The following is an 18212-nucleotide window of genomic DNA, read 5'->3' as shown; positions in this document are numbered from 1 at the left end:
AGGGACAGGGGCCCGGCGAGCGGCAAGGGCTTTAGGGCGCGGGCCTAGGCCTTTTTCTTCTTCTTTTTCTTCTTGGCCTCGTCGGTATCCGGGGTTTCATCCGACAGGCGCTGTGCGAGATCCGCAGAATCGAGACGGCTCAGCCCCGCCATCCAGCCAGACACGGTCTCCACCGCCTCGCACAGGCTGCTGATGCGGGGATCCTGGCTCAGGGTTTCAATCGCATAAAGCCGGTCCAGTGCCGAGGCGAGGTCGCGGCGCTGCCGTTCGGCGATGATCTGGCGCACCAGCGCCCAAGGGTCGGCAGGTGCCACAAAAAACTCGCGCCGGTCACCCGGTGTGCGGGCAATCTGGACCATGCCCCATTGCCGCAATTCTTTCAGCGCGATTGAGACATTCGACCGGGAAATCCCCAGATCCCGCACCAGATCATCAGCACAAGGTGCCTGCGCGGCGCGCCAGATCGTGGCAAAGCAGGCGCCCGCGGGCCGTGACAGGCCCAGACCGGGCGCCATATCGGCAAACAGCGCCGCGAGTTCTGTCTGGCCGGGGGGGGTTCGTGGAAGATTGCCGGCAATCGTCATGCTTCACTCCGCTTGATCTGGGTCGGTCCGCGCGCGCGGAATCTGTCCTTCTGCTTCTACGCGCGTCAGGCGGTATTCCGTCACCTGTTCCCACGAACTTTCCGGAAGCATCGAAATGGACGGAAAATCCGCGTGATGCGGCGCATCAGGCCAAAGCTGCGCCTCGAGGGCGACACCCGCGCCGGGGCCATAGGGTGTGCCCATCAGGCCGGGGAAGGGGGCGGTGTTCACATGCGCGCCGTCGTAGATCTGCAGGCCGGGCGCCGTGGTGGCAATCTCCAGCGACACGCCCCGGGCGCCGGTCAGCCGCGCGGCAGGCGTCAGCGTGCGCGTGGTCGCCGCCCCCGGACCGCCGGGCATCAGGCAGTAATTGTGGTCGAGCGCTGGCAAATCCGACATGCCGCGCCCCTGGCGCAGATCCCGCATCCCCGTCACGGCGCGAATCTCTCCGGTGGGCAGGATGGCATCATCGACGGGCAGGAAATGATCCGCCGCCACCTGCAGCGTCAGGGTCTCGGTGCCGCGGGCCCCGTCCAGTGCCCAATAGGGATGATGCGCGAGGTTCATCAGCGTCGGGGCGTCGGTCTCGGCGGTCAGCCGCAATTGCAGGCGGTCGGGCGGCAGGATGCGGTATTCGGCGCGGATCACCCGGTTGCCGGGAAAGCCTTCGGTGCCATCCGCCAGCTCAAGCCGCAGCACCACATGCGCGGGGCTGGCGGCTTCCACCGTCCAGATCCGGCCCGAGGTGCCGACGGGGCCGCCGTGCAGGACGGCAGCGCCATTGTTGGCGACAAATTGCAGCTCTGCGCCGTTCAGCGGGGCACGCGCCCCCCGCAGCCGGTTGGCCACCGGGCCCACCACCGCGCCGAACCAGCCGACCGGCCCTTCATAGGCCGCCAGAAGGTCTGAGCCGAGCACGAGTGGCCAGCTGACCCCGGCCAGCCGCAGATCCTGCAAAATAGCCCCGAGGGTGAGGATGCGCACCCGCAACTCACCGTCGGTCAGGGTGATGACGCTGACCTCCCGCCCATCGCTCAGCTGGCCAAAGGGCCGGATATCGGCGCCGTTTTGATCTGGCGCAGCGATTGCCCCATGGGCGGCCGGGATGGCGCCCTCACCTGTCGTTTTCATCCTGCCCTGCCTTTGCCCCGCGCCCTGCCGCCGTCTTGTGTGGCGGCGCGCGGTGTTACCCTCATGCGGCGCTTGCTCCCAAGGCCGTTCCGGCGCCCATAAGACAGGGTCTGGCGCCGGGGATCAAGCATGGCGCAACGGCAGGTTCGGCCCGCCGATGCGGGACGGGCCCATGGCGCGGATTACCCGGCGCTGAGGCAGTCGCGCAGGGCGCTCGCCATTTCCTTCAGCAGCCGTTCATAAAGGTCGGCGCCGGGGGTGAGGGTGCTGCCCGCCGGGTCGATCGCAGCCCCTTGGCGGACGGGCGTCCCCTCGATCAGCTGCGCCATCTGCTTGGGGTCGTGATTGGCCTCCGGGAAAGCGCAAACGGCGCGGGCAGCTTGCATTTCACCCCGTAGGCGGCTCAGCCGCGCCGCACCCGGTGCCGCCGCATCCCCCAGCGAAATCGTGCCGCCCTGCGTCAGGCCGTAATGCGCCACAAAATACCGGTAGGCATCATGGCTGACCAGAAACGGTTTGTCGCGCACCGGCGCGAGTTCGGCCTGCAGCGTGCTGTCGAGGGTGGCCAGACGTTCCGAGGCAACCAGAGCATTCTGCGCATAAAGCGCGGCATGTTCGGGGTCGATCTGCCCGAGGGTTTCAGCGATCTGGCGCAGCCAGACCTGCGCGTTTTGCGGGTCGAGCCAGGCATGCGGATCGCGGAAGCCATGGTCATGCCCGTGATCGTGCCCGTGATCCTCCGCGTGGTCGTGGTCGTGATCGTGGTCATGATCGTGCGTGTGGTCATCGGCGTGGTCATGCGCGTGGTCGTGGTCGTCCGCGTGATCGTGGTCATGACCACCGCCCGCGCCGTCTGCGCTTTGTGCGTCGGCCGCTTCTTCGGCCAGCTCTGCCGTTTCGGGCGAATCCTCGGCAAATGCGCGCAAGATCGTGCCGGGGGTGGCCAGCAGGCCCAGTTGCGTGGTGCCGCTGCTGGTAACATTCGTCAGCGCGCGGTCCAGCCAGGGGGTCAGTTCCGGCCCGACCCAGACCACCAGCCCGGCCTCGCTCAGATCGCGCGCCTGGCTGGGCCGCAGCTGATAGCTGTGTGGATCACCGCCCTGCGGCAACAAGACCCCGGGCGTGCCGAGATCGCCCATCACCATCGCCACCAGGGATTGCACCGGGGGGATGTCGGTCACCACCTGCGGCACTTCTGCGGCGGCGGCACCCGCCCAGAGCGGCAGGGCCAGTGCTGCGCTGCAGGCAAGGCGGGCGAGGACGGGCTGAGGGTGATACGGCAGCGGCATGGGATCTCCGGGGAGTTGTTGCATCTTGGGGCAGGCTTTTGTATGTTATACTGTAACAGGTCAAGAGAAATGTGATAAAATAACATGACGCATCCCGACGCGACGCCCGAACTGGCCTTTTCCGCGCATGATCACAGCCATTGCACCGGCGGTGTTCTGGCGCGTGCCGAAGCGGTGATTGCGCAGAATGGCGGCCGGATGACGCCGGTGCGCCGGCGCGCGCTGGAGATCTTGCTGGAGGAGCACCGCGCCCTCGGGGCCTATGAGGTGCTCGAGCGGCTGGGGGCCGAAGGTTACGGCAAACAGCCCCCCGTGGCGTACCGCGCGCTGGAGTTTCTGGTCGAGAATGGCTTGGCCCACCGGATCCGGCGGCTGAACGCCTTTGCCGCCTGCATGCATCCGGGCGAGGATCATGCGCCGGTGTTCTTGATCTGCCGTCAGTGCAACAGCGTGGCCGAGGCGCCGGCGGCACCGGTGCGCAGCGCGCTGGAAGGGGCGGCGGCGGATCTGGGCTTTGTGGTGGAGCGGGTCAATATTGAGGCGCTGGGCCTGTGCCCGGTCTGTCTGGCCGCACCCGCGGCTCCGGTGGAGGCCCCGGCATGAGCCTGCTGCAGGCGCGCGGCCTGACCGTCAGTCACGGCGGGCAAGTGGTTCTGGCCGGGGTGAACTTTGCCATCGACCCCGGCGAGATTGTCACCGTTGTCGGGCCGAACGGATCCGGAAAATCGACGCTGATCAAGGCGTTGATCGGTGCCGAGCGGGGCGCCGAGGGTGAGGTGCAGCGCCAGGCCGGGTTGCGCATCGGCTACGTGCCGCAAAAGCTGCATATTGATGCCAGCCTGCCGCTCACCGTGCGGCGTTTTTTGTCGCTGCCCAAGCGGGTGAGCGACCATGCCGCCGGGGCGGCGCTGGAGCGGACCGGGGTGGCGGGCCTTGAGCGGCGGCCGATGGCGGGCCTCTCGGGCGGGCAGTTGCAGCGGGTGATGCTGGCGCGGGCCCTGTTGGCCGAGCCGCAGCTGCTGATTCTGGATGAGCCGACGCAGGGGCTGGACCAGCCCGGCACGGCGGCATTTTACAAATTGATCGAGGAGCTGCGCCGCGACAGCGGCTGTGCGGTGCTGATGGTCAGCCATGATCTGCATGTGGTGATGTCGGCCTCGGACCGGGTGATCTGTCTGAACGGGCATATCTGCTGCGAGGGCACCCCGACAGTGGTCCGCGCGGCGCCGGAATACCGGGCGCTGTTCGGGCTGGGCACGGGGGGCGCACTCGCGCTCTATCAACATTTGCACGATCACGAACATGATGAGAACTGCGCGCATCCGCATGATCACGCCCATGCGGTGGGCGGAGTCGGCGGTGCAGCGGCGCCTGTTCTGCATGATCACAGCGGCCATGAGCCAGCGCTAACCCCGACGGAGCACCGCCATGTTTGATGACTTCTTGCTGCGGGCGGCGCTGGCTGGGGTGGGGGTCACGCTGGCAACAGGGCCGCTGGGGGCCTTTGTCGTCTGGCGGCGCATGGCCTATTTTGGCGATGCCACCGCCCATGCAGCGATTCTGGGCGTGGCGCTGTCGCTGGGGTTCGGGGTGTCTGTCTATGTCGGGACATTGGCGGTGGCTTTGGCGATGGCGGTGACGGTGGCGGGGCTGGCCGGGCGCGGGCATGCGATGGACACCACGCTGGGCGTGCTCGCGCATTCGGCGCTGGCGGTGGGTCTGGTGGCCGCGTCTTTCCTCACCGGCGTGCGGGTCGATCTTTCAGCCTGGTTGTTCGGGGACATCCTCGCGGTCAGCCGCACGGATCTGGCGGTGGTCTGGGGGGGCGCGGTGCTGGTGCTCGCGCTGCTGATCTGGCGCTGGCAGGCCCTGTTGACCACCACATTGAACGAAGACCTGGCTGTCGCCGCCGGACATGATCCGCGGCGCGAGCGTCTGGTGCTGGTTCTTGCCCTGGCGCTGGTGGTGGCGGTCGCGATCAAGATCGTCGGGTCGCTGCTGATTGCCGCCCTGTTGATCGTGCCGGCCGCCACCGCCCGGCAGTTCGCGCGCACGCCCGAAGAGATGGCGCTGGGCGCGACGATTGCGGGGGCATTGTCGGTCTTGGCGGGGCTCGCGGCTTCGTTGCAATTTGACACGCCTGCGGGTCCGTCGATCGTGACCGGCGCATCGGTGCTCTTCGGCGGAGCATTGCTGATCGGCCGGTTGAAAAGGTAAATTTCCCCATCGGGCCCGCGCGGGTGAGGACAGGCCTTCACCGGAGGAAACGCGCGGGCGACGGAAACGGTTCCGTCCGAAATTATTGTTTTATTTCAGCTTCCTCTATTGGTTTTGTCGTGAAACCCCTGTCTTTATTGACGGAATTATGCTGCGGTGCGGCAAGGGTGCTGGCTAAACTGCAACAGTTTAACAATCCGCCGATTCTTCGCTGCGAATTCCCCTTTGCAATCCCATGTCTTTATGTAAATGTCGCTTCGATGCTGTCGAATGCGACGGCCTTCCACAGTAAAGACGGAGCACACCATGAAAAAAATCGCTACTCTCGCTATCGCCCTGACCATGACCGCTGGCGCCTCGTTCGCTGGTGGCTACGTTGCCCCGGTCGTCGAAGCGACCCCGGTCGTTGTTGAAGACAACGGCTCGTCCTCGAACGCTGGCCTGATCGTTCCGGCTCTGCTGCTGCTGGGCGTGATCGCTGCCGTTGCTTCGGACAGCTAATCGCTAGGGTCCCGCAGGGATCTTTTGGCCGGAAAGCGCAAGCTTTCCGGCCTTACTTTTATCTGACGTCCGGACATGCGGGCAGGGTGCCAGGCGCCGCCGGCAGACGGCGCGGCGCAACAGAAAAAAGCCCCGCTCCACAAGGGACGGGGCTTTTTCATATCTGGGCTCCGGCCGGTTCAGGGCCTGCTCAGAGGCGGACAACCCGCAGCGTCACATACCCCAGGTTCGGGCCAATCCATTGGCGTGACAGCAAGATATCGCCGCTGGCACTGACCACGTAGTTGTTGGTGAAATTCGCACCATTGTCGGTGCAGGTCTGAATGACCTGCTGGCCCTGCCAATGGCTGCCCGCAAAGTCAAAGGCCTGTTCCGCGCCAGTGCTGACCGTGCAGGTCACCGGCAGCGGCCGCTCCAGCCCCAGACCATCGAGGTAGCGCAGGGTGACCGGCACCGTCCCCGCGCGGCGTTCGCGGATCAGCTGCGCCACCGCATCCACCTCGGCGGACATCATGTCATGGCCGAGGCCGCGGGTGCCGACCAGAATGCCCTGCCGGAAAATCATCGCCTGCTGCGTGGGCGTGGCATAGGTGCGCATCGTGCCGTTTTCGCCGATCATCCCCAGCACGCTGCGGCTGCCGGTGCTTTCGATCGTCGCGATCATCGCAGGCGTCTTGAGCGAGCGCAGGGCAGCCTGGGCGAGGGCCTCATCGTCGCCGGCGACGGCCTTCGTCTCGTCCGGGGCCTTTTTCGGCGTGACCAGTGCCACAACATCGCGGATCACGCCGCCTGCCACCTGAGCATTCTCGGTCTTGTTGGTGTCATTGCCGCAGGCAGAGAGGACCAGCGTTGCCGCCAGCGCCCACCGCAGGGCCCGTGTGCCGGGCCGCGGATGCGTCATCATCGCCAGAATCTCCCCCAGCTGTCATAAAGATCGCCGGTATGCGCCTGACGGATCGTGTCATAGAGGCGGCCATCAACGTCCAGACGCGCCCCGCCATCGCGGTTCAGCGGCCGGATGACCGTATTAACCTTGTTCACCGAGGGCTTGCCCGTGGTCCAGGCCACCGGGATGGTGACGCGGATGCCTTTGTCGAAGGAGCCTTCACCAAAGTCGTCTGCCGACATGTCGGTCACGGTGGCAAAGGCACCCACGCGCCAGCCGTTCGAGAATTCCCGGTCAACGGTGAGCGTGGCGCCCCAGTCCTTGGCCAGATAGCGGCCCACGTCCAGCTCGGTGTTGAAGCCCGCGCCGATGTCATAATAGACCGAAGCATGCCCTGTGGCCGTGCGGTAATCACGGAAGTCGAAGCGCTGGTCAAAGCCGCGCTGCTGCACATAGTTCAGCTCCACCCCGAGCGCGAGGCGGCTGTCCACGGGCTTCCACAGGATTTCGGTCGAGATACCGCCATACATCCGTTCCAGAAGACCCACGGTCACGCGGGAATAGACGTTCTCGGCAGGGTGGCCATACCAGGCCAGCTGCAGGTTCTGGATCGCCAGATCGCCGCGCTTTTGATATTCGACCAGATCCGAGCGCACATGGTAGACGGTGCTGTCCGAGACCCGGGTGCTGTCGCTCAGATTGCCAATGGCGCGCTGGTTGATCGCGCCCGACAGGACCAGACCGGGGCGGAATTCATAGCTGCCCGCCAGCGTCAACCCGAGGTCGATGCGGAACGGATCATCCGGGTCAAAGATCGAGGCTTCGGCATAGGGGGTCAGCGCCCATTTGAACCGCGGGAACAGACCCTCGGTCAGGTGCAGCTCTTCGGTGCCCGCGGCGCGGGAATCCGAGATGCCGATGCGGGGCAGCAGGTCATAGGAATTGCCATTCTCCATCGATTCCAGATCGCTGCGCCGGAAGGTGATGGAGGAGGCGGGAATGCCACGGGTGACCGGGGTGATCACGATGGTTTCAACCGACGGCGGCAGCGCGCGGGTCAGGATGCGGGCGGTATGGCCCAGAGCCTGCGGCTCGGCACCATAGGTCTCGTTGCTCACCCGCACTTCCGCACGGGTGGCGCTGAGCGACATGGATTCGATGATCTGACCGTCTTTGGCCAGGGCGGCGGCGGCGGCGTTCTGAATGGCGGGACGCGCGGTCGGGTCCTCGCTCCAGGTGCCCGCCCATCCCTCGGGATCGGCGGCACGGCTGGGGCGCGGCAGAACCGGCTGCGGCGCGGTCTCGATGCCGGAGGGGAAGGGCGGTTTGCGCGGGTCGATGTTCAGGTTGAACTGCAGGCCCACCTTGTTGCCGTACATGTAATAGCCGGTGACATTGACGTTGTCGTTGAACCGGTAATCCACCGCAAAGTTCAGCTGGCTTTTGGCCTTCATCTCGCCGACCGCCGTTTCGCGGTCATAGCCGTCCGAGGAATATTCGGCCTTCAGCGTCACTTTGTCGTTCAGCATATAGGCCACACCGGCGAAGGGCGCAAAATCGCCCTTGAACCATTGGCCTGCGTTGAACTTGCCGCCGGTCGAGCTGAAATCATAGGGCTCGCGCGCGCCGAAACTGCCGATGGCGCCGGTGCTGCCGAGGCGCCCCCAACCCAGACCCCCGGTCACCCGCAGGCGCGGACCGATTGATTTGGTGGCGACGATATATTCTGACGAGTAAACCCCGGTGCCGACAATGTCGCGCAGGCCGATGGCGATGGCGGGACGAATCGGGCCCTCATCCATCAGCTGGAACTGCATGTCAAAGGAGCGGTCGTAGAGATCCTCATTCCCTGGCATCAGCCCCGGCACCAGCGAGTAGCGCAGGCTGGCCGACAGGCGGGGCACGATCTGGAACGAGAACGTGCCGCGGGTGGTGCCGTTGAAATTGAAGACGGTGGCCCCCAGGGTGCCATCGGGCCGCGCTTCGGCGCTTGGCATGTCGATCAGGCCGGGCATCCCGAAACTGTTGCGCGTCACACCAATCAGCGGATCTGCCACCGCCAGCGGTGCCCCTCCCAGCAGCGCCAAGGCGAGACCGCCCAGGCTGCGGGCTCCGATCCGTTTTGCGATCCTGCGCATTCCAGCCACTCGAATTCCCCCGTCTCACATATCCGTGCACCCTATATACAGGGATTAAGCCGCGAGGCGATAGGCTTTGGTCCTCGCAGTGGCAAAGCCTTGCTGGTGGGCAGCGCTGCAACGGTTCGCATCGCAACAGCCCCGCGCGGCCCGTCAGAACCGGGTGACCCTGCAGGCCTCTGCCGCCGCGGCCGTGGCCCGGCCGGCGATCAGGTCACTTACAATCTCGGCGGTGACCGGGGCGAGGGTCAGACCGATATGGCCGTGACCATAGGCATGGATCACATCCGCCCCGGCGCGGCTGGCGCCGATCACCGGCAGGCTGTCGGGCATCGAGGGGCGAAAACCCATCCATTCGCGGTCCGGCGTGCCGAGATCGGGGAAATAGGCCCGTGCGCCCTCCAGCAATTTCGCCAGACGGTGCGGCGAGGGTGGCGCGGTCAGCCCGCCCAGCTCCACCGTGCCCGCCACCCGCAACCGGCCCGCCATCGGGCAAAAGTAAAAACCGCGCGCCGTGGGGCAGGCGGGGCGGGTCAGCGGCGGCTCAGCCATGTCCCATTCGAGATGATAGCCGCGTTCGGTATCCAGCGGCACCGCATCGCCCGCCATCCATGCCAGCTGCCGTGAATGGGCCCCCGCCGCGATCACCACCTTGCGTGCTGTCAGCGTCAGCCCGGGGCCGGTCAGCTTGATCCCGTTCATCTGCCGCGTGATCAGGCTGACCGTGCGCGGCTGGTACTGTGCCCCCGCCGCCCAGGCCGCCGCGGCCAACCGCCCGACCATTGCCCCGGGATCGCTCAGAAATTGTGCCTGCCGGAACCAGACCGCCCCCCCCGCCATCGGCGGCAATCCGGGTTCCAGCGCGGAAAGCTCCTGGGCGGAAAGCATGTCAAGCTCGATCCCCAGCGCCTGCCGGAAGCTGAGATCTGCCGCCGCCGCCGCCGCCTGCTCTGGCCGGTCATAGAGATAGAGACAGCCCTGCGCCTGCATCAGCGCGGCCCCGTCAATCTCGGCGGCCAGCGCCGTCCAGCGCGGCGTGGCATCAGCCAAAAGCGCCGCCAGCGCCTGCGCGTTGCGCCGCGCGGGCCCGGGCAGCGATTGCGCGGCAAAGCGCAACAGCCAGGGCGTCAGGCTCGGGAGCGCTGCGGGGCGGATGGTCAGAGGGGACATGCGGTCAAACAGCAATGATGGCAGGTTTTTCAGCACGGCAGGTGTCCCCACCGGCTGCACCGCGTAATCCGCAATCGTGCCCGCATTCCCATAGGACGCCCCCGAGCCCGGCGGGTTGGGGTCGAGCACCACCACCTCATGTCCCGCCCGCGCCAGCCGATGCGCGATGGCCAGCCCGACGACGCCCGCGCCGATCACCGCGATCTCGGTTTGATGAAAGCCGGTCATGCTTGCCGCCTGTGTGCTGGGGTGGAGAGGGCGGATCGCTCCGCGGGGGATATTTGCAACGAAGCAAGCCTGAGAGCCCAGCAATTGCTTCGTTGTAAATATCCCCGCCGGAGGCTTCCGACCGTGGTCAGAAGCTCCGGCGGAGGGTTTTACATGCAGGCCCCGAACAAAGCGCGGGTATTTTCGCGCGTCATCTCAATCGGGTTGCCGCCGCAGGAGGGATCCTCCAGCGCCATTTCGGTCAACTCATCGAGGCGGGCAGGATCAACGCCCATCGCGGTGAGGTTTTCCGGGATCGAAAGCTCCGCCCGCAGCGCCATGATCGCCGCGCGGAAGCCGTCAAAGCCGCCCGCGATGCCGAGATAGGCGGCGGCTTTTTCGATGCGGTCTTCGATGGCGCTGCGGTTGTAATCCAGCACCATCGGCATCACCACAGCATTGGTGGTGCCGTGATGCGTGCCGTAAACCGCGCCGATCGGGTGGCTGAGCGAATGGATCGCGCCCAGACCCTTTTGGAAGGCCACCGCGCCCATGGCGGCGGCCGACATCATATGCGCCCGCGCCTCAAGGTCGGTCGGGTTGGCATAGGCTTTCGGCAGGTTCTCAAACACCAGCCGCATGCCTTCCAGCGCGATGCCCTGGCTCATCGGGTGGTAGAACGGGCTGCAATAGGCTTCAAGGCAATGCGCCAGTGCATCCATGCCGGTGCCCGCGGTGATGAATTTCGGCATCCCCACCGTCAGTTCCGGGTCACAGATGGTGACCGCGGGCAGCAGTTTCGGATGGAAGATGATCTTTTTCTTGTGAGTTTCCGAATTGGTCAGCACCCCGGCGCGGCCCACTTCCGAGCCGGTGCCCGCCGTGGTCGGCACCGCGATGATCGGCGCGATTTTTGCGGCATCGGCGCGGGTATACCAATCGCCGATATCCTCGAGATCCCAGACCGAGAGGCCCGGCGCCTGATGCGCCATCAGTGCGATCATCTTGCCCAGATCGAGCGCGGAGCCGCCGCCAAAGCAGATCACCCCGTCATGGCCGCCCGCGAGGTAGACCGCGATGCCATCGGCCATGTTCTTCTCATTCGGGTTCGGATCCACCTCGGAAAACACCGCCCGCCCAAGGCCTGCCGCGTCCAGAATATCCAGCGCAGCGGCGGTGATCGGCAGGGTCGAGAGGGCTTTGTCGGTCACCAAGAGCGGCTTTTTCAGCCCGACCGCCTTGCAATGGTCGGCCAGTTCCTTGATGCGGCCCGGTCCGAACTTGATCAGCGTCGGATAGGACCAGTTGGCGGTCGGGATCATTTCTGCACCTTTTTCAGATGGAAGGATTTCGGGCGGGTGACCGCCATATAGCCGAGCGGCGACAGGCTGCCGCCGCGCCCGGTGTCTTTGCAGCCGGTCCAGCAGAGCGCCGGATCGAGATAGTCGCAGCGGTTCATGAAGACAGTGCCGGTTTCCAGCTGTTGCCCCAGCATGCCCGCGGCCTCGGCGTCGCGCGTCCAGATCGAGGCGGTCAGGCCATAGGGGCTGTCGTTCATCACCGCGATCGCTTCGTCATCGCCCGAGACCGGCATGATGCCGACGACGGGGCCAAAGCTTTCCTCGCGCATCACCCGCATCTCATGGTTCACATTCACGAGGATCTGCGGCGCGAGATAGGCGCCGCCGTCATCCTCGGGGAAGAGGGCAGGGTCGATCAGCGGGGTGGCACCTTCGGCAATCGCCTCGGCCACCTGTTCGCGCACCACGGCGGCAAAACGCTTGTTGGCCATCGGCCCGATGGTGGTGGCGGCGTCGAAGGGATTGCCGAGTTTCAGCGCCTTGACCCAGGCCACGGCCTTTTCGACGAAAGCGTCATAGAGGCTTTCGTGAACATAGATCCGCTCGATCCCGCAGCAGCACTGACCGGCGTTGAACATCGCGCCATCCATCAGGCTGTCCACCGCGGCATCCAGATCTGCATCGGCGCGGACATAGCCCGGATCCTTGCCGCCCAGTTCCAGCCCGAGCGGGGTGAAGGTGCCCGCCGCCGCGCGCTCCATCGCCGCACCGCCCGCGACCGAGCCGGTGAAGTTGACGAAGTTGAAGGCGCGGTCAGCGATCAGCTTTTCGGTCACTTCATGGCTGAGCACGACATTCTGGAACACATCCTCCGGCACGCCGCCCGCATGAAAGGCCTCGGCCAGACGCTCGCCCACCACCAGCGTTTGGCTGGCGTGTTTCAGCACCAGCGTGTTCCCGGCGATCAGCGCGGGCACGATGGTGTTGATCGCGGTGAGATAGGGGTAGTTCCAGGGCGCCAGCACAAAGACCACGCCCAGAGGCGTGCGCTCAATCCGGCGCTCAAAGGCGTCGGAGGCTTCGACCACCATCGGCGCGAGGGTCGCCTCGGCGATCTCGGACATGTAATTGGTGCGGTCATTCACACCGCCAAATTCGCCGCCGTACCGGGTCGGGCGGCCCATTTGCCAGGCCAGTTCCTCAACCAGAACGTCTTTCATCTCGTTCAGGCGCGCGACACCGGCCTTGACCAGCGCGATGCGCTCGGCAATGGGGCGCGCGGCCCAGGCGGGTTGCGCCGCGCGGGCGCGGGCCACCATTGCCTCGGCATCCACCTGATTCAGGCTGGGCCGTTCGGCATAGACGCGCCCATCCACGGGCGAGATACATTGGATTGTTTTGCTCATCGGGTTCCGTCCTTTCGCGCCTTACGCGCGCTCAAAGCCCCGCATCCGCTCCCAATCGGTCACGATGCGGTTTTGTTCTGCAATTTCCCAGCGGGCGGCATGATAGTAATGCTGCACCACTTCTTCACCAAAGGCACGGGTCAGCATCGGGCTGTCCTTCATGGCTTCGGCCGCCTCGATCAGCGTGCCCGGAATCGACTGGGCCTCGCCGGATTGGTAGATATCGCCTTCAAACGGCGCGCCCAGTTCCAGCATCTGTTCTACCCCTTCCAGCCCCGCCGCCAAAAGCGCCGCACAGGCGAGATAGGGGTTCAGATCGGCGCCGCCAATGCGGCATTCCACCCGCACCCCCTTGGTATCCGCGCCGCAGACCCGGAAACCGGCGGTGCGGTTATCAAGGCTCCAGACCGATTTCGTCGGCGCGAACATGCCCACCGTAAACCGCTTGTAGCTGTTGATATAGGGGGCGAGGAAAACCGTGATGTCGCGGGCAAAGGCCAGCTGACCGGCGATATAGTGGCGCATCAGCGCGGACATGCCATGCTCGGCCTGCGCGTCGTGAAAGGCGTTTTTGCCGTCCTTCCACAGGCTCTGGTGCACATGGCTGGAAGACCCGGCGCGGCGATGGTCGTATTTTGCCATGAAGCTCGCGGATTTGCCGTGCTTCTGCGCGATCTCCTTGGTCGCCTGCTTGATGATCACATGCATGTCGGCAGTGTCGAGCGCGTCGGAATATTTGACGTTGATCTCTTCCTGCCCGGCCTCGGCCTCGCCCTTCGAGTTCTCGACGGGAATGCCTGCATCATAGAGCATGTTGCGCAGATCGCGCATCACCGGCTCATCGCGGACGGTGCCAAAGAGCGCATAGTCGACGTTGTAGCGCGCGACGGGGGTCAGCTGCGCGTAATTGGCGTCAAAGAGCTCGGTATAGCTTTGCTCAAAGAGGTAAAATTCCAGCTCGGTCGCCATATAGGGGGTGAACCCCATCGCCTCGGCCCGGGCGATCTGCGCCTTCAGGATCGAGCGCGGCGCATGCGGCACCGGCTGATGCGTGTGATGGTCGAGCATGTCGCACATCACCATCGCGGCGCCGGGCGCCCAGGGGATGCGGCGGATGGTGGCCAGATCGGGCTTCATCACGTAATCGCCATAGCCTGCGGCCCAAGAGGTGGCCGCATAGCCCTGCACGGTGACCATCTCCATGTCGGTGGCCAGAAGATAGTTGCAGCAATGGGTCTCTTCCCAGCCACTTTCGACGAAATGGCGGGCGTGAAAACGCTTGCCCTGCAGGCGGCCCTGCATATCGGCAAAACAGGCGACGACGGTGTCGATCTCGCCGGTGGCCACGGCTTTTTTCAGGGCGTCAAAACTCAGATTGGCAGGCATTGCGGGTCTCCTCCCGGCGGTGGTGCCGGTGTCACACCGGATGGGCATCTTGACCGGTCTCAGGCCGGTGGGGTGTCGTTTCCGGTCGGGCACCGGAGGCGGGGGGACGCGGGGGGTATCCCCCCGCGCCTTCTGTCATGCGCGTCGCGCGGCGGCTCAGCTGTAGCGATAGGGACGCCCGGCTTTCACCATCGTCTCGTTATATTGCTTGATGATGCTGACGACTTTCGCCTTCACTTCGCTCTCTGCCGCGATCTCATCCCAGAACTTCTCGGCTTCGGCTTCCACCGTGGCCCATTCCGCATCCGGAATCGAGGTGAGTTTGGTGTCGGCCCCTTCGACGCGCAGCCGCGCCTCGCCGGTCCAGTACCAGTGCTGGCGGTAGTAATGCGACTGGTCGAAGCAAGTCCGCATCAGGGTTTGCAGATGCGGCGGCACTTCGTTCCAGCGGTCCATATTGGCAAAGAAATGCCCGATCCAGGCGCCGGAGATGTTGTTGGTCAGGAAGTTCGGGGCCGATTTCGCCCAAGAAGCGGTATAGACCTCGGTGATGCCCGACCATGCGACGCCATCCAGCTCGCCGGTTTGCAGCGCGATCTCGATATCTTCCCAGGGCAGGGTCACCGGCACCACGCCGAAACGGGCGAGGAAGCGGCCCGCGGTCGGGAAGGTAAAGACGCGCTTGCCTTCCAGATCCTTCAGGCTGGTCACCGGATCTTTCATCGAGAAATGGCACGGATCCCAGGACCCGGCCGAGATGTGTTTGACGCCGACCTTGGCGTATTCTTCGCCCCAGATATCGCCCAGACCATAGTGGTTGAAGAGCGCAGGCACATCGAGCGAATAGCGCAGCGCCAGCGGGAAATAGCCGCCGAACACCGTGACTTCGGTGGGCGAGGCCATGGAGTCATCATCCGATTGCACCGCGTCGATCGTGCCCTTTTGCATGGCGCGGAACAGTTCCGAGGTCGGCACCAGCTGATCGGCGAAATAGAGCTCGATCTCCATCTGGCCCTGCGCGATTTCATTGAAGGCGGTGATCGCGGGCTTGATCACTTCCTCGCCAAGGGCCGCCCCGGCATAGGTCTGCAGGCGCCATTTGATCGGGCTGCCCTGTGCCATCACGGCGGGGGCCCCCAGCGCGCTCGCGCCGGCAGCCAATGCGCCCGAGGTCAAAAACTTGCGTCTTGTGGTCATTTCTCTCTCCTTGTGGGGGTAATGCCCCGGTGTGCCGGGGTCGTTGGTTTGAGGTGACTTAGAGCGACAGAACTTCACGCGGCAGCCAGAGGGCGATGTCCGGGAAGATCATCACCAGCACCAGCGTCAACAGCATGACCGCGACGAAAGGCACCACCGAGCGGTAGATGACCGGCAGGGTGAAATCGTCGGGCGCCATGGCGCGCATGAGAAACAGGTTATAGCCGAAGGGCGGCGTGAGATAGGCGATCTGACAGGTGATCGTATAGAGGATGCCGTACCAGATCATGTCAAAGCCAAGCGCCTTGGCAAGTCCGACATAGATCGGCGCCACGATCACCAGCATGGCGGTATCGTCAAGGAACATCCCCATCACGAGGAAGCTGAGCTGCATCAGGATCAGCACTTCCCAGGCGGTCAGGCCCAGATCCCGGATGAAGAAATTCTCGATCGCGCGCCCGGCACCCAGCCCGTCAAACACCGCGCCAAAGGACAGGGCCGCCATGATGATCAGCATGAACATCGTGGTGATGGCGAGGGTGGAGCGGGTCGAGACCTCGAATACTTCCTTGGTGAAGCGCCCCTTGATCACCGCCGCCAGCACCGCCGTCAGCGCGCCGATCACCGAGCTTTCGGTGAGCGAGGTCCAGCCCTTGATGAAGGGGATCATCATCGCCGCAAAGATGAAGACCGGCAGGAAGCCCGCGCGCAACAGCCGGAACCGCTCGGCCCAGGTGATGGCGGCGCGTTCCTCGGCGCTCATTTTCGGCGCCAGCTCGGGGTTTTTCCAGCAGCGGATGACGATGTAGAGGATGAAGAGCGTCGCCATCAACAGGCCCGGCATCAGACCCGCCATCCACAGCTGGCTGACCGGCTGCTTGGCGATCTGCGCGAACAGCACCAGCACCACCGAGGGCGGGATCAGGATGCCGAGACTTGAGCCGCCCTGAATGACGCCGGAAATCATCAGCTTGTCATAGTTGCGCCGCACCAGCTCGGGCAAGGCAATGGTGGCGCCGATGGCCATGCCCGCCACCGACAGGCCGTTCATCGCCGAGATCATTACCATCAGCAAGATGGTGCCAATGGCCAGGCCGCCGGGCAGCGGCCCGAACCAGACGTGGAACATCTTGTAAAGGTCTTCGGCCAGACGGCTTTCGCTCATCACATAGCCCATGAAGACGAACATCGGCAGCGTCAGCAGCGAGTTCCATTTCATCAGCTTCATCACCGAGGAAAACCCCATGTCCGAGCCGCCGGTGCCCCAGAGCGAGAGTGCCGCCACCACGGCGACAAAGCCGATGGCCCCGAACACAAGCTGCCCGGTGATCATCATCAGCAGCATGGTCGAGAACATCAGGATCGCGATCAACTCATAGGACATCAGATTTCCCTTCCGCGCAGGATCGCGACATCGCGGATCAGATGGGCAATGGCCTGCAGGATCATCAGCACGAAACTGAAGCAGATCACCAGTTTGATCGGCCAGAGATAGGGCCGCCAGGCCGTGGGCGAACGCTCGCCCACCTCAAAGGAATAGATCGTGCTGTCGGTGGCGCCGTAGAGCATGACGCCGAGATAGAAGATCAGCGCAAAGACGGTGAACACATCCCACAGCGCCTGCGTGCGCGGGCTGAGGCGGGAATAGAGGAGATCCATCCGCACATTGGTGCCCAGCTGAAAGCTGTAGGGCGCGCCCAGCAGGTAATAGGCCACGAGCAGGAATTGCGCCATTTCCAGCGTCCAGTTGGCGGGCAGTTTCACCACCTTGCTGGCCGAAGAATAGAGCAGCACCGCCATCATCACGAACAGGAGGTACATCGCGAAACGGCCGATGCGGTAGTTCAACCCTTCGACATGGCGCACATAGGCGCGGCTCCAGGCGGGCATTTGCGGGGCTTGGATACTCGGGGCGGGCATCAGCGGGCCTCCTGCGCGGTCAGATCATGCAGCGCGGCGCGCAGGATCGGTGCGAGGCGCGCGGCCATGGCCGCTTCGGCCTCCGGGCTGTCGATCAGATCATTGCGGATTTCGAGCATGACATTCGCCAGCCCCATCGGGGTTGCCTGCAGCGCCAGCGTATGGGTCACCTCATCGGCGGCGGAATAGGGGGCGTTCAGTTGGGTCAGAAGGCCCGAGCGGGCCTCGGCCTCGGTCTGAACCGCCTGTGCCAGGCGCGGATCGGCATCATGGATGACGCCGAATTCCACCGCCCGGTGCTGGCCGTTATAGACCGGGGTAAAGCTGTGGACGGTGACCAGCACCGGCCGCTCGCCCCGCGCCAGACGCTCGGCGATCAGCGCGCGCAGACGGGCGTGAAACGGCACATAAAGCGCCTCGGTCCGGGCGGCGCGGGCCTTGGGCGTCAACGCAGCATTGCCGGGCACAGAGTAGATTTCGCTTTTCGCCGCCATCGCACCCGGGGAATGCGGCGGGCGGTTGAGGTCATAGACCAGCCGCGAGACGGCACCCGCGATGAGCGGGGCCTGCAGCGCTTTTGCCAACCCGCGCGCCAGACCCAAAGCACCCGGATCCCAGGCGATATGCGCGCATTGCGCGGCGGCATCGAGCCCGAGATCGCCCCAGGGCGCGGGAAAGGCATTGCTGGCATGTTCGCAGATCACCACAAACGGCCCCGGCGCGGCGGGGTTTTCCAGCACATAGGCCGCGGTGGCCTCGGATCTGTGGTCAGGCGGCGTAACGTTTTCCGTCATCTTCCGTCTCGATTCCCTGTTGGTCTTTGTCCAAGGCTCGTCTTTTGCAGGGCGTTCTGTCAATATCATTTCAAAGCGGACAAGA

General features: G+C 64.8%; 17 protein-coding genes. 4 read left to right on the top strand and 13 right to left on the bottom strand.

The window, feature by feature from the left end:
* Positions 1 to 44: 44 nt before the first annotated feature.
* The 3 genes from ACEN2S_RS00905 to ACEN2S_RS00895 all read right to left on the bottom strand — a co-directional run bounded on the left by ACEN2S_RS00905 (position 45) and on the right by ACEN2S_RS00895 (position 3004).
* Positions 45 to 584 (bottom strand): GbsR/MarR family transcriptional regulator, encoded by a 540-nt coding sequence (locus ACEN2S_RS00905; RefSeq protein ID WP_441861148.1) that lies wholly within the window; start codon positions 582 to 584, stop codon positions 45 to 47.
* Between the two features lie 3 nt (positions 585 to 587).
* Positions 588 to 1715: an aldose epimerase family protein gene (locus ACEN2S_RS00900; protein ID WP_441861146.1), complete on the bottom strand. Its 1128-nt coding sequence runs from the start codon at positions 1713 to 1715 to the stop codon at positions 588 to 590.
* Between the two features lie 182 nt (positions 1716 to 1897).
* The gene (locus ACEN2S_RS00895) at positions 1898 to 3004 is read right to left on the bottom strand and encodes a zinc ABC transporter substrate-binding protein (RefSeq protein ID WP_441861144.1); all 1107 of its coding nucleotides are present in this window, start codon (positions 3002 to 3004) and stop codon (positions 1898 to 1900) included.
* Positions 3005 to 3088: 84 nt separating this feature from the next.
* Between ACEN2S_RS00895 and ACEN2S_RS00890 the strand changes: the two genes are divergently transcribed.
* The 4 genes from ACEN2S_RS00890 (at position 3089) to ACEN2S_RS00875 (ending at position 5722) form a co-directional block, all read left to right on the top strand.
* Positions 3089 to 3607 carry a Fur family transcriptional regulator gene (locus tag ACEN2S_RS00890; RefSeq protein ID WP_441861142.1) on the top strand — a complete coding sequence of 173 codons (519 nt, stop codon included), beginning with the start codon at positions 3089 to 3091 and terminating at the stop codon, positions 3605 to 3607.
* The gene (locus tag ACEN2S_RS00885; protein ID WP_441861140.1) at positions 3604 to 4440 is read left to right on the top strand and encodes an ATP-binding cassette domain-containing protein; all 837 of its coding nucleotides are present in this window, start codon (positions 3604 to 3606) and stop codon (positions 4438 to 4440) included. Before ACEN2S_RS00890 ends, ACEN2S_RS00885 begins: the two co-directional genes overlap by 4 nt.
* Complete coding sequence (locus ACEN2S_RS00880) at positions 4433 to 5221, top strand: iron chelate uptake ABC transporter family permease subunit (protein WP_441861137.1); 789 nt, start codon at positions 4433 to 4435, stop codon at positions 5219 to 5221. Before ACEN2S_RS00885 ends, ACEN2S_RS00880 begins: the two co-directional genes overlap by 8 nt.
* Positions 5222 to 5527: 306 nt before the next feature.
* Entirely contained in the window at positions 5528 to 5722 is a 195-nt protein-coding gene (locus tag ACEN2S_RS00875) for a hypothetical protein (protein ID WP_441861135.1), read from the top strand.
* A gap of 190 nt (positions 5723 to 5912) precedes the next feature.
* Here ACEN2S_RS00875 and ACEN2S_RS00870 read toward each other — a convergent pair whose 3' ends face one another.
* From ACEN2S_RS00870 to ACEN2S_RS00825, 10 genes are all read right to left on the bottom strand, one after another.
* On the bottom strand, positions 5913 to 6626 hold the full coding sequence (locus ACEN2S_RS00870; RefSeq protein ID WP_441861132.1) for a YjbF family lipoprotein: 714 nt from the start codon (positions 6624 to 6626) through the stop codon (positions 5913 to 5915).
* Positions 6623 to 8746: a YjbH domain-containing protein gene (locus tag ACEN2S_RS00865; protein WP_441861130.1), complete on the bottom strand. Its 2124-nt coding sequence runs from the start codon at positions 8744 to 8746 to the stop codon at positions 6623 to 6625. Before ACEN2S_RS00865 ends, ACEN2S_RS00870 begins: the two co-directional genes overlap by 4 nt.
* Before the next feature lie 153 nt (positions 8747 to 8899).
* Positions 8900 to 10144, bottom strand: coding sequence for an NAD(P)/FAD-dependent oxidoreductase (locus ACEN2S_RS00860; RefSeq protein ID WP_441861128.1), 1245 nt, complete (start codon positions 10142 to 10144; stop codon positions 8900 to 8902).
* 149 nt (positions 10145 to 10293) lie between these two features.
* Entirely contained in the window at positions 10294 to 11445 is a 1152-nt protein-coding gene (locus ACEN2S_RS00855) for an iron-containing alcohol dehydrogenase (RefSeq protein WP_441861125.1), read from the bottom strand.
* Positions 11442 to 12830, bottom strand: a complete 1389-nt coding sequence (locus tag ACEN2S_RS00850) for an aldehyde dehydrogenase family protein (protein ID WP_441861123.1) — start codon at positions 12828 to 12830, stop codon at positions 11442 to 11444. The genes ACEN2S_RS00855 and ACEN2S_RS00850 overlap by 4 nt, the downstream gene beginning before the upstream one ends.
* 21 nt (positions 12831 to 12851) lie before the next feature.
* The gene (locus tag ACEN2S_RS00845) at positions 12852 to 14216 is read right to left on the bottom strand and encodes a glutamine synthetase family protein (protein ID WP_441861120.1); all 1365 of its coding nucleotides are present in this window, start codon (positions 14214 to 14216) and stop codon (positions 12852 to 12854) included.
* A 156-nt stretch (positions 14217 to 14372) separates the two neighbouring features.
* Positions 14373 to 15413 carry a TRAP transporter substrate-binding protein gene (locus ACEN2S_RS00840; protein WP_441861118.1) on the bottom strand — a complete coding sequence of 347 codons (1041 nt, stop codon included), beginning with the start codon at positions 15411 to 15413 and terminating at the stop codon, positions 14373 to 14375.
* Between the two features lie 58 nt (positions 15414 to 15471).
* The gene (locus tag ACEN2S_RS00835) at positions 15472 to 16797 is read right to left on the bottom strand and encodes a TRAP transporter large permease (protein ID WP_441861115.1); all 1326 of its coding nucleotides are present in this window, start codon (positions 16795 to 16797) and stop codon (positions 15472 to 15474) included.
* On the bottom strand, positions 16797 to 17303 hold the full coding sequence (locus tag ACEN2S_RS00830) for a TRAP transporter small permease subunit (protein WP_441861820.1): 507 nt from the start codon (positions 17301 to 17303) through the stop codon (positions 16797 to 16799). Before ACEN2S_RS00830 ends, ACEN2S_RS00835 begins: the two co-directional genes overlap by 1 nt.
* 29 nt (positions 17304 to 17332) lie before the next feature.
* The gene (locus ACEN2S_RS00825) at positions 17333 to 18127 is read right to left on the bottom strand and encodes an N-formylglutamate amidohydrolase (RefSeq protein ID WP_441861112.1); all 795 of its coding nucleotides are present in this window, start codon (positions 18125 to 18127) and stop codon (positions 17333 to 17335) included.
* Between the last annotated feature and the right edge of the window lie 85 nt (positions 18128 to 18212).

The organism is Phaeovulum sp. W22_SRMD_FR3, assembly GCF_052113705.1.
GTDB lineage: Bacteria > Pseudomonadota > Alphaproteobacteria > Rhodobacterales > Rhodobacteraceae > JBGQOG01.
The sequence above is the reverse complement of the archived record's forward strand: the minus strand, read 5'-3'. Positions and strand labels throughout refer to the sequence as shown.